The organism is Vibrio sp. YT-17 (genome assembly GCF_033337375.1).
GTDB classification, from domain to species: Bacteria; Pseudomonadota; Gammaproteobacteria; order Enterobacterales; family Vibrionaceae; genus Vibrio; species Vibrio alginolyticus.
Map to the genome: position 1 here is coordinate 41131 of NZ_JAWOQP010000021.1, position 15615 is coordinate 56745.

17 protein-coding genes are annotated in these 15615 nt (G+C 46.4%); 15 read left to right on the forward strand and 2 right to left on the reverse strand.

Going from position 1 to position 15615, the window contains the following annotated elements; translation table 11 throughout:
• The first annotated feature begins 183 nt into the window (after positions 1–183).
• From R7F67_RS18510 to R7F67_RS18535, 6 genes are read left to right on the forward strand one after another with little or no spacing between them, the layout of a single operon-like run.
• Positions 184–1833: a hypothetical protein gene (locus R7F67_RS18510; protein ID WP_206954291.1), complete on the forward strand. Its 1650-nt coding sequence runs from the start codon at positions 184–186 to the stop codon at positions 1831–1833.
• Between the two features lie 46 nt (positions 1834–1879).
• Entirely contained in the window at positions 1880–2311 is a 432-nt protein-coding gene (locus R7F67_RS18515; RefSeq protein ID WP_206954290.1) for a DNA-directed RNA polymerase subunit alpha C-terminal domain-containing protein, read from the forward strand.
• Positions 2304–3878 (forward strand): hypothetical protein, encoded by a 1575-nt coding sequence (locus tag R7F67_RS18520; protein WP_206954289.1) that lies wholly within the window; start codon positions 2304–2306, stop codon positions 3876–3878. Before R7F67_RS18515 ends, R7F67_RS18520 begins: the two co-directional genes overlap by 8 nt.
• A 22-nt stretch (positions 3879–3900) precedes the next feature.
• Entirely contained in the window at positions 3901–4569 is a 669-nt protein-coding gene (locus R7F67_RS18525; protein WP_206954288.1) for a hypothetical protein, read from the forward strand.
• 9 nt (positions 4570–4578) lie between these two features.
• On the forward strand, positions 4579–5187 hold the full coding sequence (locus R7F67_RS18530; RefSeq protein ID WP_017635635.1) for a hypothetical protein: 609 nt from the start codon (positions 4579–4581) through the stop codon (positions 5185–5187).
• Positions 5188–5200: 13 nt separating this feature from the next.
• A complete protein-coding gene (locus tag R7F67_RS18535; protein WP_042522736.1) occupies positions 5201–5698 on the forward strand; it encodes a hypothetical protein in 498 nt (165 codons plus the stop codon).
• A gap of 65 nt (positions 5699–5763) precedes the next feature.
• On the opposite strand, the gene R7F67_RS18540 is transcribed toward R7F67_RS18535, so the two are convergent.
• The gene (locus tag R7F67_RS18540) at positions 5764–7095 is read right to left on the reverse strand and encodes a Fic family protein (RefSeq protein WP_206954287.1); all 1332 of its coding nucleotides are present in this window, start codon (positions 7093–7095) and stop codon (positions 5764–5766) included.
• 242 nt (positions 7096–7337) lie between these two features.
• On the reverse strand, positions 7338–7586 hold the full coding sequence (locus R7F67_RS18545) for a hypothetical protein (protein ID WP_017635630.1): 249 nt from the start codon (positions 7584–7586) through the stop codon (positions 7338–7340).
• A gap of 732 nt (positions 7587–8318) precedes the next feature.
• On the opposite strand from R7F67_RS18545, the gene R7F67_RS18550 reads away from it, so the two are divergent.
• From R7F67_RS18550 to R7F67_RS18590, 9 genes are all read left to right on the forward strand, one after another.
• Complete coding sequence (locus R7F67_RS18550) at positions 8319–9134, forward strand: CsgG/HfaB family protein (protein WP_017634036.1); 816 nt, start codon at positions 8319–8321, stop codon at positions 9132–9134.
• Positions 9131–9799, forward strand: a complete 669-nt coding sequence (locus R7F67_RS18555) for a hypothetical protein (protein WP_176311772.1) — start codon at positions 9131–9133, stop codon at positions 9797–9799. The genes R7F67_RS18550 and R7F67_RS18555 overlap by 4 nt, the downstream gene beginning before the upstream one ends.
• Before the next feature lie 56 nt (positions 9800–9855).
• Complete coding sequence (locus R7F67_RS18560; RefSeq protein ID WP_017634038.1) at positions 9856–10251, forward strand: hypothetical protein; 396 nt, start codon at positions 9856–9858, stop codon at positions 10249–10251.
• A 16-nt stretch (positions 10252–10267) separates the two neighbouring features.
• Positions 10268–10648, forward strand: coding sequence for an Hpt domain-containing protein (locus R7F67_RS18565; RefSeq protein ID WP_158174282.1), 381 nt, complete (start codon positions 10268–10270; stop codon positions 10646–10648).
• A 263-nt stretch (positions 10649–10911) separates the two neighbouring features.
• Positions 10912–11472: a hypothetical protein gene (locus tag R7F67_RS18570; RefSeq protein ID WP_206954286.1), complete on the forward strand. Its 561-nt coding sequence runs from the start codon at positions 10912–10914 to the stop codon at positions 11470–11472.
• Between the two features lie 11 nt (positions 11473–11483).
• On the forward strand, positions 11484–11999 hold the full coding sequence (locus R7F67_RS18575; RefSeq protein WP_170894054.1) for a hypothetical protein: 516 nt from the start codon (positions 11484–11486) through the stop codon (positions 11997–11999).
• A complete protein-coding gene (locus R7F67_RS18580; protein WP_206954285.1) occupies positions 11999–12811 on the forward strand; it encodes a hypothetical protein in 813 nt (270 codons plus the stop codon). The genes R7F67_RS18575 and R7F67_RS18580 overlap by 1 nt, the downstream gene beginning before the upstream one ends.
• Positions 12798–12965 carry a hypothetical protein gene (locus R7F67_RS18585; protein ID WP_206954284.1) on the forward strand — a complete coding sequence of 56 codons (168 nt, stop codon included), beginning with the start codon at positions 12798–12800 and terminating at the stop codon, positions 12963–12965. Before R7F67_RS18580 ends, R7F67_RS18585 begins: the two co-directional genes overlap by 14 nt.
• Positions 12940–15612, forward strand: a complete 2673-nt coding sequence (locus R7F67_RS18590) for a hypothetical protein (RefSeq protein WP_206954282.1) — start codon at positions 12940–12942, stop codon at positions 15610–15612. Before R7F67_RS18585 ends, R7F67_RS18590 begins: the two co-directional genes overlap by 26 nt.
• Positions 15613–15615: the final 3 nt, after the last annotated feature.

A 15615-nucleotide genomic window follows, 5' to 3' on the forward strand; every position in this document is an offset into this window, starting at 1 on the left:
CCATTCCCACAAAAGCGCACAAAAAGACACAAATTCATTATATAACAATAAGTTAAACGAAAATTTACCCCTGTTTTTTTCACAATAAATCTTAATTACTATCCGAAATTGAGCGAATTTTTACCGCTTTTCTGCGGCTTAACGATTCCGAACACACTCATTTAATAACTAAGGTTTATTTACATGGCAGATAAACGTTCTAACTTCAACAAACGCATTGAGGCGATTCATTTAGGCGCTCAAGCAATGCGTAATCTGTGTATCGAATCCCAATTCGATTCACAAACAGGCATGTTTCTAACTGACGACAATTCTCGTGGCGCGGCTATTTTGTCAGCCATTGCGAATGAGCCTATGTTCGAGTCAGTGTCTCAAGAAACAGCGGTTGGCATCGTATCAGGCATGCAGTCTGCGGTACGTGAATACGAAAAGACTTACGGCCACCTACCTAGCGATGAGCTAATGGCATCAGCTCACGCAACTATGCGTAACATGATGACGCTAGAGGGCGCTAAGCGCGATGGCTCAACAGGCGCAATGATGCTTGAGTCTATCAACCAGTCTCTATCAACATCAGAGGGTGTTGAAATCCGCGCGAAAATGGTTGGCCTAGTGCTGCCTGTTCTTCTAGAAACAGCAACACTTGACGCTGTAACCATGATCCCAGCGGGTGCGAACGAAGTTGAGATCTTCAAAGTGTACCGCCGCACTGGCTCAAACTTTGGTGACTTCGCTGCGGGTACTGAAATCGACCAAGCAACGGTTGGCCAATACTCGTCTATGCGTCAGCGCTACAAGTTTGTCGCTGAACAGCAACCAGACGGCACTAAGACAACTCACGTCTTTGACTCTAAGACTGACCTACAACACACCAAGTTTGAAATCCCATTCACTAAGACTTCCGTTTCTCTGTTCGTAAACCACAAGCGAGTGGCGCGCGATCTAGACAGCAACGGCGGTGCAATCATGACTGGTACTCACAACGGTGTAGTGATCAACTGTCAGATTGACCATGCCAAAGGCAAAGTGACTGTTACTCCAACATCGGCACTTCCAGAAGAAACCGTTCTACACATCGAGTTCGAGGTAGACATTGAGAAACGTCCAGATCTGATCCCAACTATCGATCACGACATGGACTCTCGCACGCTACGCCCACGTCAAAACGCAATCGCAGCAGACGCGACTATCCAAGCGATGTTCACAATGCAACGCGAGTTTGGCCAAGATCTGAAATCTCTACAGATGAGCCACATGCGCAACACATTGGCATCGGAAAAAGCGACTCGCCATCTAGTAGATATGGACTTTGCTTGTACGCGCGAAGAAACATTCAATATCTACGTAGCGGCTGGTGAAGATTGGCGTCTACATCGTGAACGTCTAAACGAAGTTCTTCTAAACGTTTCTACGAAGATCCTACAAGCGACTCGCACAACTGGCATGACAGGTATCTTTGCTGGTACTGGCGCGTCAACAATCCTTAAGTCTCTTGGTGCTCCGTATTTCGTTGCTCCGGCTAACTACCAACAGAAAAACGCTATCCACTACGCGGGTAAATTGTTCGGTATGTGGAAAGTGTTCGAGTGTCCGGTAGTGATCGGTACGAACGACATGCTTTGTTACGGTCGCGGTTCTTCTCACTCAGAAGCGGGCTACGTAGCAGGTGATGCAATCGCAGCAACCATGTACACGCATCCAATCGGTAAAGGTCTAGTAGCGTCTAACACGCTATACGAACTGGCCTACGGCGAAATCCATCCATTCGACGGAGAAGACTACTTCTACCGCGTGAAACTTATCGATGAAGCTCCTTTAGCAGCAGCGGCATAAGGCAAGTAAGCGGCAGTCTTACGGGCTGCCGCTCTTGGGGGATTCGATGAAAGAAACGATCGTTTTAATCACCAACCACACACCAAAGGAAATCACGGTTCAGGGTCGCGCTATGCCGCCACTGGCCAAAGATTTCCCTCTCTCAGTTTTCAACGTGAACCGCTTCAAACACGAAGTGGAAGCGGCCTATCCAAACGGCCTCGTTTCGGTTCGCCTTGAGCCAACGGTTTTACCAGAAGTTCAAAAGCAACCAGACACAGCCACCAGCGATAACGGCACAGCGCTATCCGCGCTTGAGCTTAGTGCAAGCGTTGAAAAAGCACTGATTAACCACGGTGTGACAACGGTTGAGCAACTAACCGAAATGACGAAAGACAACGTGATTGCGGTGAAAGGTATTGCTCAAGCGGGTTTGCAAGAAATTGTAGACCAGCTTGCAGCACAGGATCTAACGCTGAAAGAGACAGAGAATGAGTAAGATTGAATTTTCAATGGATAACGTCTCACAAGTTGCGGTTTCGCCAATTAACGCTGACTCGACAACTAAGCAAGGCACTGGCTCTAACCAGCTAGTGTTTGGCGGTGTGATTGTGTCTCAAAAAGGTAAGCCGTTCGAAGTGATTCCGGTAACGGCGGCTAACTTCCTAGACAAGCTAGGTAAGCCTTACCACTCAAGCCTTGGCAAATTGGCTGACGGCATGCGCGTTCTTGATGAAGCCTTGCGCGGCGGTAATGGCCTTGTGGTTCGTGTCGTACCAAAAACGGCAACCTATCCAGCTATCAAGCTAACCAAACCAGCAGACGAAGTGACGATCACTAACGAAGCGATCAACTACTCGGCTGACCTGTCACTTGAAGATGGCGAATTTTTAGCGATCGCTATCAAAGACGGTGCGCAATCCGATAACCGCTCTATCACGCTTGCGAAAGCAGACGAAGCGACTTACGGCGCTGGCATGTTCACTCTTACCCTAGAGGAAGAACAGGCGGCTGGTGGCTCTGTAGTGCTAGAAGAATGGGTTGTATCCCTAGAGCCTACAGCAGTAGACCAAATGGGTAGCGCTGCGTTTATCGAGACTGTTCTTGAAGAACGTTCGCAGTACCTAACTTGTCGCATCGATGCAGAAACAGCGAAACGCGAAGTTACTGCAATTGCGAAAACCAAATTCACTGGCGCGACCAACGGCAATATTAGCGACATTACGGCTGACGACTACCAGAAAGCAGTGAAAGCACTACGCACTACCGTTTACAGCTACAACTACGTTTGTGGTTTGGGCTGCTACGACACTGCGGTAATCACTGACCTTGCGCAAATCTGTAAAGACAAACGCATTTCTGGCTACTTCGATATTGATCCTCGCCTAACGCACGAAGCGGCATTGGAGTTCAAAAAAGGTCTGAACTTCAACAACCATCGCGCTTCATTCGTGCATATCCCTTACCAAGCTAAGTGTCGTTTCTACGGCAACATGGCGGTATGGGGCGGCTCGGGTATCGGCTTTGCAGCTAAAGCGCTTGGCGTTGCTAAGACCTCTCCGGTCGGCGGTTGGCACTACACACCAGCAGGTGTTGAACGTGCTGTTATTCAGCGTACTGGCCTAAAACCAATCCAAGGTGCTGGCGAGCCTAACTACCAAGAAATGTACAAGGCACGTCTAAACAAACTAGGCACAGACGAAAACGGCAACCTGTTCATTGATGACTCTCTAACGTCATCTGCGGCTGAAAACTACCTACGTTTTGAGCAAGTCGTGTCTATTGCTGACGCTATCTCACGCGACTTCTACGCACTAGGTAATCGCCTAAAACACCAACCTGACGGTGCAACGCTTGAGGGTCTAACTGACGGTGTGGCCAGCATCCTAGAGGGCTATGAAGCCGTTGGTGCGCTAGTGACACCTCGTAATCCAGATCAAGACGGCGAAAGCGCTTGGACACTGGAAATCAAGCAAGTCGAAATCGACTACTGGAGAGTCACTTGGTCGTTCTGTCCAACTGGCTCTGCGCGTCGAATCCTTGGTGAACCTGTACTAATCCGTTAATCAACATAAGAGCAAGAATAGAATGAAATCAATGTTTTCTGAGGGTTCTGTTCTTGCTCGCCCATTTGTGATGCCACAAGTGGCCGAGCAGGAACAAACTGAAACTGCATTTTTTGAGTCTGTAACAGAAGACCAACTTCTTGAATCCATCAATCGTGCATCAACCATCATGGCTCGCCAAGACGCAGCAGCGGCTTGTGTTCAGTGGGTTAACGGTGGTGACAGCTCAATCGACAACCTAGACGCAATGCTATTTGGCATGGCTGGTGGCGATGACGATACCGAGCTAACCGATGGCCAAGCAGCACTATACGAATCGCTACAGGAAGCGGCTAGCGAGTTCATTGCTCAAGTTGGCCAGCCAAAAGAGGGCGACATGCTAGAAGCACTGGAAGATCCAGAAGCAGCAGATCGCATCTTTGAATCCCTAGAGCGTGGCCTAGACAACGCGGACTCAGACGAAGCGATTGCAGAGTTCGCCGTTCGTGAATCCATGATGCTTGAAGCGCTTAAGAAAGTGATCCGTGATGGCAAGGTAACTTACATCAAAACGAATCGCCGTAAGCGCCGTATGAGTGCAGCACAAAAAGCAGCACTTAAGAAAGCGCGCGCGAAAGCTCACAGCTCAGCGGCTAAAGCAGCTCGCAAAAAGTCTAACCGCATGCGCGATTCTCGCGGTATGGACAAGTAAGGGTAAGCAATGGCTGTAATTGTCGGCGTACCTAATGATGATGGCGTGTCTATCCACAATAAATGCGCCATTACACAAGTCATAGGCGGTCAAGAGGTTACGGTCATTGGTTACATGACTGATGAGTGTCAGCTTGCCTTTAGAGCGATATGGGAAGCGCCGTTTGAGGGCGATTCCGTGGGTAACATCAATGCCCTAGATAAAACGTCCTCAGTCGCGCAAACCGTGTCGGATAAGACGAGTAAAACACTATGGAACAGTCAGCAAGTTTGGCAAGGAAACGAACCGCCAGAAATCACAGCAACGCTGAAATTTGTCGCGTTCACCAATGCCAAATCAGAGGTTAATGATCCCATAAAATACCTGGCTCAGATGATAAGTCCCGAGCTGCAAAATACTGTTCCAGTCAGTTCCGATGGCCTTGGTGGCCGTGTTCCAAGTGATGCGCGATTCAAGATTGGCAAAGCGCTCAATCTACCCATGCGTATTAGCGAGGTGAGTTATGACATTAACGCACCTAAGACGCGAGACGGGAATTTCGCTTACAACACGGTAACTATTACCGCCGCTCCTAAGCAAATGATTAATCAGTCACAGATTCCAAACCACTTCCAATAGAATAGGTGTAATTATGGCCGGAGCATTTAACGCAAAAGGCGATATGAATTTCTTAAAACAGAAATTCACTAAGAACGTCCAAGCTGGCGAAAAGATGATGGGTACAGAGTTCGAGATGAAAATCGAAGAATACCCTAATCTTAGCGTTTTGGTACGTTCTACTCAGTTTCCAGCAATGGGTCGTGCAGACGTAGAAGATTTTGGCCAAATGGGCTTGGGCTACATCCAAAATGGTGCGCTTGAGAACAAAGGCGAAATCGCGGTGACGTGTGTAGAAACGATCACAGGTACAGTGCTAGAAATGCTACGTGAGATCGTTCGTGAAAAGAAAATGGTCACTGTCGTTATCGAGTCTACGCCTGAATCAACTAAGGGTAAGGGGGCAACCTCGCATCGATTCCGTTTGGAGCACGTAAAAGTACGTTCAGACGTGATCGACCTATCGACAGAAGATTCAGCAGCACTTGTTAAGCCAGCTATCACACTGCAATACAACTGGGTAGATTTCTAATCGCCAACCAGTCCTATTCTATTCCCTACAAAAAGGCCGCCAGTTTGGCGGCTTTTTTGATGCTCTTAAGCTTTGGTTAGCCTATCTTTCAAGTCGGCTGGTGCAATGTAGGTATTCTCGTTGCCTTCCTTTGATTTGAACAGCAATTTCAGCTCCACCAGCTTCTCAAGATACTTGCGCGCAGAGGTATGAGATACGTCAAAATCAGACTGGATTTCCTTAACAGAAAAGACACGTCCGGCTGTTTCTAATCCCTTGGCCAGAATCACAATGTGCGGCAGTTTCAACACGCTCTTAAGCTTGGACTCGCCTAGCAGCTCGCGCACCTCTCTCGTATCTTCAATCTTAGATTTGATGTACTCGTTAAAGCGCTCAATCGCATTGATGATGACCGTTAGCTGGTAGTCCACAAAGTGCGTTAAGTCATTGTCGTCCGTTTCGGTGTAAACGTAGCTTCTAACGTACTTGGTTGGCGCGCTCTTAAGTGGCGCAGAGATCGAGACGTACTTAAAGTTCTCATAACCATGCTTAAGGATAAACCAGTAGAAAAGCGCCCTAGCCGTTCTCCCGTTGCCGTCCATGAATGGGTGAATGTAGCCAATCATGAAGTGCAGAATACAAGCCTTAACGATTGGGTTAATAAAATTGGTGCTGGTGGTATGGTCGGTGTTGGCGAAGTCACATAGTTGCTCGATGAGCTTCAAAACGTGCTCATGTTCTGGCGCTTCATGAATAATATCGCCAGTGGCCACGTCTCTAACCATGACTGCATCCGTTCTGTATTGGCCAGCAACGTGCTCATTCTCTAACACTCCATCGGTGGCGATGCCATTAAACCCGCTAATCAATTCTGGTGTGAGCTCTACATCCTTAAGTTCATCGGCCATCATGATCAAACGCCAGTTATTGATAATCATCCGTTCGGAGTCATCTTTAGGCTCACGTTCTGTTTCAAGCATTTCCTTGGCCACCTTGCGCGTTGTGGCCGCTCCCTCCAATTGAGCGCTGCTAATGGCTTCTTCCATAATCACGCTTTTCACTAGGTGTGCCTTTTTGTCTTGAGCAGATAGCGGCAAATCTTCTAGTTTAAGCTGTTTATCGATGCGGAATAGCTTAGCGTCGAGACTGGCGGCACTAAGCTGGAACGGATTGCCATTTTCATCAACAAGCGAAATGTCGTTAAGGCCACGTCTAATTTTTAGGGCATGCCAAGCGTAACCCTTTTGGTCGCCTTTAAACTCTTTTGAACGGTACTGAAAGTCATTCCAATGCAAGTAGTTACCGCTGCTGTCAAACCCGTATTTAATTGGATCTAGCTTGTCGATTAGCTCTACTACTTTAATAAAATCAGTAGGTTTTGCTGGTGGGATGCTGACTCCCGCAATCTTTTTGCTCATACCGTGAAACTTTTTTAAAATGTTTAATACACCCAGTATTGCATACAGACAGTGGGAGTCAATCGCTTATCTATCTGGTAGTTACAAGGGGTGTAATGCTTTGCTGTGCGGCAACTGAAACACTAAAAGCCTATGTAGATAGTCAATCGACCTCAGATTAAACAGCTATCGCATTTCCCGCTCCTCTAATCAGATACGAGTTTACAGAGAAATTGCCGAAAAGCCGGAATAGCTTAAAGCTATCATGTACGATTGATCCCCAATTTAACAGATACCCCCAACAAGTTTGCCAATGCAATAAACGATGACAACGATGGATTATCAGGTGGGTGTAAAGTGTTCTCGATACCTTTTTGCTTTGCTACAGCCGCCAAAGCGTCTGCAATGATTGCAGGCTCACCAGTGTTTGCCGCTTCATCGATATAGGCTTGTATAGACTGTTTTTTATCTAAGCAAGCCGACGGCTCAAACTCTTCAAGTTGAGTTGCCATATATACCCTCTAATTACAAAAAATTATTTCTGATGCTCAAAACGTCACCAAGTAACAAATGGCAACGAACAGATACACCATGTGTGCTAAGTTTTATATTTTTCTGATTTTAGCTTCGCCGTTGATTGTAAGAAGCCCACTATGCTAGTGGCTCAACAAATGAGTCCGCTACTGCTTACCACAATTATTTATTTTGCAAGGGTGTTTTACAATTGTAAACAAGAAGTATCTTCTACCCAGGGTGCCAACAACTCAGGCAGCATCACTATTCATACGCTTGTACTATGTTTGATTCCACTTAAGAAGTGTTTTCTTAATCCTTCAACGACTCATACACACTTTCTAAGTTAAGCACTAACGCTAAGCTTCCTGTTGCTAAACTAATAATGTATTGTCTCCTTACCACACTCACATCATTTCCTCTATAAGTCTTGATAACAATCAAACCCCTTCATATTAAATCCCCCCTTATAAAATTACCAAGAAAAATAATATATATATTTTGACTTTACTAATGAATAATACGTGAAAATCAATTTAAAAATATTAGAACATCGGACCAGTTAAGTGTTCTATCTAATTTTTCTCATTCTGAGAATCACAATGACAAATATCAACAAATAAATATTAAATAATTTCTCATAATAAAAGTTATAAACGTATCCACCTGATATTTAAGGACTTAAAAACTGGCACGCTAAGTGCTTAAGTACAGTAAAAGGGAGATTTAATATGAAGAACTCGATATCTACTTTAATTCTATCTTTACTAGCTACTGGATGCTCAAACGGACTTAAATATGAATCCGATATAGTAGAACCTTATTTTAGTAGTCCAGTACTTACAAATGAAACACCATATTCAAAGTGCTTATCGAGTCTATCTAATATTAAAGCCGATAAGTTACCAGTTTTCACAGTTGGTCAAGTAGTTGATAAAACAGGCCAGCTATCTTATTCAACATTCAACGACAGCACCGCCTTATCTCAAGGCGTATCAGAAATGATAATAAGTGCCTTATACAAAACAAAGCGCGTTGTTTTAACAGAAAGATTAGACATTAGAGTCCCTATAGCGGAACAGCAGCTATACGAAAATGGGGCCTTCAAGGGTGAAACCAAAAAGTTATCCGCTATCCCCGCTAACTTTGTGGTTCTAGGCGCTCTGACTGAACTGAATTATAACATTCTTTCAGATGGAGCAAGGTTATATATTGGATTAATCGGAGGTGGAGTAAGAAGAGCAGTCATTAATGTAGGCATTGATCTGAGGTTGGTTGATGTAAGGACGTTACAAACAATTTATGTCAGTAGCCTACAGAAGCAAGTTATTGGATTTGAGGTAGAAACTGGGGTCTATCGTTTCTTCGACAACCAGTTGGTCGAGTTTGACGCTGGCAGCGTTAAAAATGAACCACTTCAGCTAGGCGTACGTTCGGTCATAGAAATTGCCGTGTACAACATGCTTGTGGAAGGCCTCAAGTTTCCACTAACGGACGAGAGCGACAATTGTAAAGTGATTAATCAGTCATTTAAGGAAATATTATGAAAACTGTAAAAATCAATAAAGTAGCACTATCTTTAGGTCTTTTTGGTCTTGTTAGCTTTGGAGCGAACGCGTTTGATGTCGTATATTGGGAGTGGAATGCTTCCGTTGACACAACCGTAACTCAAACAATTAGTGCTAACACTGATGTGACACCGACAGGGCTTACAATGGTTGAAAACGAGCAGGATATGGTCGGTAGTGTATTAGCTACAAGTTCAATCATCGGTGCCGAGAATATCTCGCTCGACCCACTACTTGGTGGCCAAACGAGTGTAGAAAGTACTGCGACCGCTGTAGGTAACAACGCAAGTATTAGTTCAGATGTCCAAATGGATATCGACTCTAGTCAAAGCTTTGCCGGGGACGACTTACTCCTTATTGGCAACATCAGTGCTACCTCTTCTGTATTAGGCACTATTAATGCTTCCGTAGATAGCGCTGCTACCGCTGTTGCCAACAATATGTCGATGGATTTGACCACCACATCAGATCAAGATGCATTTATGCTGGCGAATAATGTTCAGTCATCTTCTGCAAACATCAACTCGCTATCCACTGTTGATGTTGCATTAACAACCGATTACTCAGGTACAGACCCTTTTGTTAGCTCTTCTGCAACCTCAGTCGGTAACAACTTAGATGTAAAAGTAGATGGTATCAACTAAACTGACTAGATAGGTGCCGCGAGATAAATTTTCTCGCGGCTCTACAAGGAGTTACTATGTATAAGCTGACCACTTTTTTTCTTTTGACTCTAGTTTCTGTTTCTATCAACGCTAGACCTCAAGACCCTGTCAGAGGCCCACACCCTTACGACTTTCCTGCGCGTAATGCTCAAACCTCTCTGGTATTACAAGAAAATCGAGATAGAAATAGAAATTCTGGAGCCAAACACCACGGTGTTCTAGGTGGTGATATGAGCGCTGGTGTCATTATTAATAACACTACTATTGCAGCAGGCAACTGGCAGCAGATTGAAATGACTCTCGGTGATGGCTCTGAAGGAATGATCATGTCTGAATCTCACCAAGATAATACAGGTGACAGCCAAGCAAATAGCCAAGTAAGTAATAACTCAGAGTCACTATCAAACAAACAATCGTCAGATGAGCAATGAGATCGAGGAAGGCGTCATGATAAATGTAATTGAACTTGAACTATACGAGCCACTTTTAGACGAAAAAGTGCTCAAGAGGCTAATTAAAGATACTGATATTGAAACCGTTGAACTCGCTATCGACAGTTATTTGAAAGAATCGATGACTAGGCTTGAAAGGATACACCTAGCATTTGGCAACAATGATGTAGATACATTGGAGCTGGAACTGCACACATTGGGTAACATAGCGCTGACGTTTGGTAACAAGCGCTTAGCCCGCATAGTTATGGATACGGAAAACTGTCTAAGGATAGAGAATAATTTAGAAGCTCAAAAACGTCTAAGGGCATTGCCATCAGTCGCTCAGAAATCTTTCAATACTTTAATTCAGATGCGCTGCAATAATTTTATATGATGTTCCTCAGACTTTTCAAAGTAGGCTTCCTGTATATAACATAGGCACTTGGTTAGTAGCGTACATTTCAGAACACTACTAATAGTGGAGAAGTGTGGCCTCAGTGTAGAAAAATGTGTATTACCCGACCCAAATACGACCAGTAGTAACTGAAGTGCCGAGCTATTATAGAAAGATAATCTATCGCCTCCCCCATTAGTTTAGTTTAAGATTCACCAAGCCTATCCCCTATCTCAAAATGCGCCGCCACTACCGGAGTGGCCATGACACCAACTGAACTACTCGAAGACGTGAAAACGAGATTCCCTGTCTTGCTGCACGACGACGAAAAGGCGCTGTTAAGCCTACTGCGTAAAGCGCTGGCCAAGTACCAAGAGACTGCCGGATTTACCACGAAAATCCGCATCCACCAAAGCGACTTAGCCGATAATAATCAGTTTGAATTGCCGTCCGACTTTGCTGCAAGGCTGGTGGTCAAAGATGACCGTGGTCGTTATGTACGTAGCGAGGTTTGGGGCAACGTTCTTGAACTGAAGTTAACGAGCGCAGAAATATTCCCACTGACATTGATGTACATGCAAAACGTACTCAATGAACCGTTTGATTCGTTCCAGCTTCCAACGCCGTGCATTAGCTTGCTTGGCGACTATCTGGAGTTGCTGATCACTATCCCGAACGCAGAGCGTCAACGCCGTATTGCCATCGCTGGCAAGTTGGATGTGAGCGATATTGCTGCCGAACCTGATCTCGCCGCACGTAAAGCTGAGATTGAAAACTCAATGCGCGCGAACCGTGCCATTGTTCCACCAGTATCGTTGCTCTAAGCGAGGTCGCCATGAATCCATACATGCAGCTCGCCAAACGCTCGACCAATAACTTTATGAATAAGCCGTGGCTGCAAGGCTGGCAATGGGCGGTAGAAATCGACTCGCCGGACGCGCCAACGGACTTTGATATTTACGTAAAGGATATTGATTTTGGTGCTGGCTCTATCGATGCGGATTCATTCCAAGTCGGTTCAGGCTCTATTGCGCTGCCTACATACAGCAGTGTTGGCGAAATCACGCTAACGGTTCGTGATGACGAAAACCTGACTGTTTCTAAATGGTTTGAAAGCCGGATAAAGAAAGTCAGAAACCAAGACGGCACACTCAACATCCCCAAAGAGTACGTGTTCAAAATCAACATATTCACGCTCAATGAGGACGGCAAAAAGTCACTCTATAAGAGCTATCAAGTCTTTCCTACCAAGATTGGCAACGTGATGTTTTCACGCGAAAACGGCAACCAGATCCAGTCATTCCCGCTCATTCTCCAAAAATTTATGTCTGTAGGTAACAAGGTACTGTAATGCACATTCCATCATTTCCACTACCAAGTAACATTTCAGAAGTGATTGAGTTTCGAATCCCAACCGTGGAAGACGCTCTATTGTTCTGCGACCTCAACGAGTACCAAGAGGAAGCCAATACAACTCGCTATCTGAACCACATGCAAGACACCAGTAAGCGCCCTATGAGTGATAGCGGCCTATGGACTGGTGAAGATCGCCGCGCAGCATTGTGGTGGATTTTTATGTCCACCAGCGAGCTAGGCACTATTCCCTTTAGCTATGAGTGCGAGCACTGCAAAGAAACTCACTATCTCGATCTCAATATGGGCGAGCTAATGGAATCGGCCAAAGCGCTCAATGGATTGCCAAAACAAGAGATCACCTTAATCGTGAAAGGCAAGTCATACCTAGCGAACGTGAAACCACTAACCGGTTACGAAGCGGAGCAACTTGAGAACATTCGCAATGAGCGCGACCAGTACGAACCGGACAGCGCTGAATGGAAGCAACAAGCTAACCGCATGGCGCTCACTGAGCTAGCCTACTGCCTAACGTTCGAAGAACAACCCAAAGACCAAGACGATGCCCTAGTGTGGAAAATCGATCTATTGAAATCGATGTACCTCAACACGGAATTTCGTGTGGCCTTTGCCAAGGTTGAAAAGTGCCTACGCAATGCGCGTCACGGATTGCTCACCAAGTACGACGAGGGGCGTTACTACCTAGTCGCCACCATTCCGCAGTGCCAGAAAGTTATCGAGCAAGGAGGTGAAGCAACTCGAACGTTGCTCTTACCCTTTCGGCATAACGACTTCATTGCAACGTTTTGATTACGTTGGTTGGAACGTACTGATTGAGAACTTAACGATCTACGGTGGCCAGCCTATCGATGCGGTATTCAAAACACCTCAAACGATGGCCATAAGCCTAGATAAAGCGCTCCAAGACAAGGTGAAAAATGGACAGAAACCAACAAGAGGTTGATCTTTCACTGGTTGTTGATGCAGTGAAGCGAGCCAGTGACAAAGAGCTGACCGTGCTAGCTGAGATTAGTCGCAAACTCGATGGCAAGACTCTACCAACGAGCCAACAAAAGGCCGTCCTTGCAGTGGATACAAAGGGCATCGAAAAGGCGGTAACTAAGGGCGTTTCCAATGCCTCTCTTAACGTCTCTACTATTCCGAGCATTAATCCACAAAAAGGATTAAAACAGCAATCAAGCGGCACACCTAAACCAAGTGCAACCAAGACCAAGCGTACAGGTGAGATTGAGTTGTCATTTGCGCCTAGTCAGCCAGCAGAAACACAAGCCAAGCCGGACGCCAAAGCGATCGAGCAAAGCAGCTCTGTAAGTGGCGTAAAGTCGATTGCTGACACGCTGAAAAGCGAGGACGCGCGCGAGCCAGTAAAACAAGCGCCCGTTGTCGTGAATGTAGAAGCGCCAGAATCCAATTCTGAACGTTTGGATACCTCAATCCTTGATGATGTGCCAGAGAAGTTAGAAAAGGCTGTCTCTGACGCACTGGCAGAGTTTGAGGGCTATTGGGAAGACGCTAACGGCAAGCTTCGACGCTCCGATGGTCGCTATGCGAGTAAGCAAGAGCAATCGGCTTACAAGAACGCACAGCAAACCGCATTAGAGCGCCAAATTGAAAAGCAAACCGACACGGAAAAGGAAAGCCAGAACGTTTTTGCCAAGGTGGCCACCAGCCTTAAGCAACTGGCCATCAATAACGTGAAAGAGTTCCTACAGGAAGAAAACGACGCGACCGATGCGGCTGGCGCTGCGGCTGGTGGTTCGTTCTTCTACTCCGCTAAAGAGCTTTATCACTTAGGGCAAGACGCTAAAGAAGCATTGGATGATGTGACCGAAAAGGCCACCTCAACCAAGGACAAGCTAAAAGAATCGAAACTAGGCCGACTCTTTACCCGAGGCAAGCAAGCGCCAGAGGCAGACAGTCAGGCCGTCACAGCCATAGAGACAGTTAGCCATGAACAATTATCAGCGACAAAAGATTCGTTCGAGACAAGCCATTCAACGCAAATTACGTCTAGTGATCGACCTAGCCGTGATGGTGCTAGGGGTAACGTGCCTGTCAATCTTGTTGGGAGTGATTCTAGCCGGATAAGCACAGCTAGTGAGATCAAAAGCACCAAAGAACAGAGCTACCGAGCAAACATGCTTGAAGTGCTCCATGAATCGAGTGCTGATCGTGAACGCCAATTCGATGATGTACTAGATAAGCTCGACGATCTGATTTCGGCAACCAAAGCAGTGGCGAACGATGGCCAAGGTGGCCTATTAGACCTAGCTGGCGATATGTTTGAACGCCGCCGTGGTCGTAAAGCTGACGGTAAGCGTGGCCGAGTTAAATCGGTAATGTCAGGCATTGGCAGCAAAGCCTCAAACGTGGCCAACAAGGGCGTATCGATGGCGGGTGCCGCCTTTAAAGGTATGTCTAAAATCGGCTCTGTTGCTGGCAAGGCGATCCCTTTCCTTGCTCCGGCCTTAATGGCCTACGATGCGTTTAGCGGATTCGCTGACCAAGACAAACAAAAAGAGACGTTCAATCTCAAAGATGGCCAAGAAGCGACAACTGGCCAGAAGAGCTCAATGGCATTGGCAAACGCGCTCGATTTGGGTGGCCTAGTCAGTGGCGGTGCTGGTTTGCTTGGTTCGGCGCTTGGGGCGTTCGGCTTTGATGGCGCTAAGGAAGCGTTGACCTTTAATTCTGGCGATATGGCCAAAGGCATTTACAAGCTATTTGGCGGTGAGATTGAGGACGACAAAGAGGCTAAGGATTCTAAGGCTGAGAAAGCTCAACCGGAGAAAGAAGAACACCTTAAGAACGCCGAAGCCTACCACACGGCTAAAGCGTCCAATGACAGCCAAGCCATGCGCGAACTTGATGCGAAAAACTCAATTCAAGTGACCTCTCAAGAGGTATCGCAAAAGGCCAGCGAGCAAGGGATTAGCTACAAAGAAGCTTACTTAGCTGTAGAAAGAGAAAAACGTATTAGCCAGGACAAACGTGTGCAAGTGGCTAATGAAACAGGCATGGATATGTCCGGCATGGTCGAGCATCCCGAGCTTGGCCAAGTTTACTCGCCAGATAAGAAAGCTGAACAAGTGGCCGCCGTCGATGCGGAGATCAAACGCCGTAAAGAGGCTGAGGCCGTAGCCGCACTAACCAAGGCTGCAAACAACACGCAAACCAACAGCGTGACCACAGCCAGCCATGAATCATCCATCAATACCGAGCTAAGTAACCAGAAAACGGACACTCAATCCGTGGTGAAAGTGGACACCGAAAACACCTCGAATAAGACGGTTGCGACTCAATCATCCATTCAACGCAATGAGCGAGTTAGCGAGCTGCAAGCACAGGCAGCAATGAAAGACCTCAAAGAGAGCGGCAAGCCTCAAACCGTGGAACTTAGCAAACATTCACTGGATGCCATTGGGCGCGCGGTTAGCGGCAGTGATAACAACAAACCGACCACTATCTTTGCAGCGCCTAGCGGCAGCTCAAGCAAAGACAAGCCAGCGTCAGCCACTAAGGCTAGCGGCTCTATTCCTCTCAACTTTGATGACCGTTCGTTACAGCGTCAAAGCGCTGATATGGAGTAATAG

What these genes read in the sequence shown, in the direction of transcription:
- R7F67_RS18510 (WP_206954291.1), top strand. Translation starts at nt 184, where the DNA reads ATGGCAGATAAACGTTCTAACTTCAACAAACGCATTGAGGCGATTCAT.
- R7F67_RS18515 (WP_206954290.1), top strand. Translation starts at nt 1,880, where the DNA reads ATGAAAGAAACGATCGTTTTAATCACCAACCACACACCAAAGGAAATC.
- R7F67_RS18520 (WP_206954289.1), top strand. Translation starts at nt 2,304, where the DNA reads ATGAGTAAGATTGAATTTTCAATGGATAACGTCTCACAAGTTGCGGTT.
- R7F67_RS18525 (WP_206954288.1), top strand. Translation starts at nt 3,901, where the DNA reads ATGAAATCAATGTTTTCTGAGGGTTCTGTTCTTGCTCGCCCATTTGTG.
- R7F67_RS18530 (WP_017635635.1), top strand. Translation starts at nt 4,579, where the DNA reads ATGGCTGTAATTGTCGGCGTACCTAATGATGATGGCGTGTCTATCCAC.
- R7F67_RS18535 (WP_042522736.1), top strand. Translation starts at nt 5,201, where the DNA reads ATGGCCGGAGCATTTAACGCAAAAGGCGATATGAATTTCTTAAAACAG.
- R7F67_RS18540 (WP_206954287.1), bottom strand. Translation starts at nt 7,095, where the DNA reads ATGAGCAAAAAGATTGCGGGAGTCAGCATCCCACCAGCAAAACCTACT.
- R7F67_RS18545 (WP_017635630.1), bottom strand. Translation starts at nt 7,586, where the DNA reads ATGGCAACTCAACTTGAAGAGTTTGAGCCGTCGGCTTGCTTAGATAAA.
- R7F67_RS18550 (WP_017634036.1), top strand. Translation starts at nt 8,319, where the DNA reads ATGAAGAACTCGATATCTACTTTAATTCTATCTTTACTAGCTACTGGA.
- R7F67_RS18555 (WP_176311772.1), top strand. Translation starts at nt 9,131, where the DNA reads ATGAAAACTGTAAAAATCAATAAAGTAGCACTATCTTTAGGTCTTTTT.
- R7F67_RS18560 (WP_017634038.1), top strand. Translation starts at nt 9,856, where the DNA reads ATGTATAAGCTGACCACTTTTTTTCTTTTGACTCTAGTTTCTGTTTCT.
- R7F67_RS18565 (WP_158174282.1), top strand. Translation starts at nt 10,268, where the DNA reads ATGATAAATGTAATTGAACTTGAACTATACGAGCCACTTTTAGACGAA.
- R7F67_RS18570 (WP_206954286.1), top strand. Translation starts at nt 10,912, where the DNA reads ATGACACCAACTGAACTACTCGAAGACGTGAAAACGAGATTCCCTGTC.
- R7F67_RS18575 (WP_170894054.1), top strand. Translation starts at nt 11,484, where the DNA reads ATGAATCCATACATGCAGCTCGCCAAACGCTCGACCAATAACTTTATG.
- R7F67_RS18580 (WP_206954285.1), top strand. Translation starts at nt 11,999, where the DNA reads ATGCACATTCCATCATTTCCACTACCAAGTAACATTTCAGAAGTGATT.
- R7F67_RS18590 (WP_206954282.1), top strand. Translation starts at nt 12,940, where the DNA reads ATGGACAGAAACCAACAAGAGGTTGATCTTTCACTGGTTGTTGATGCA.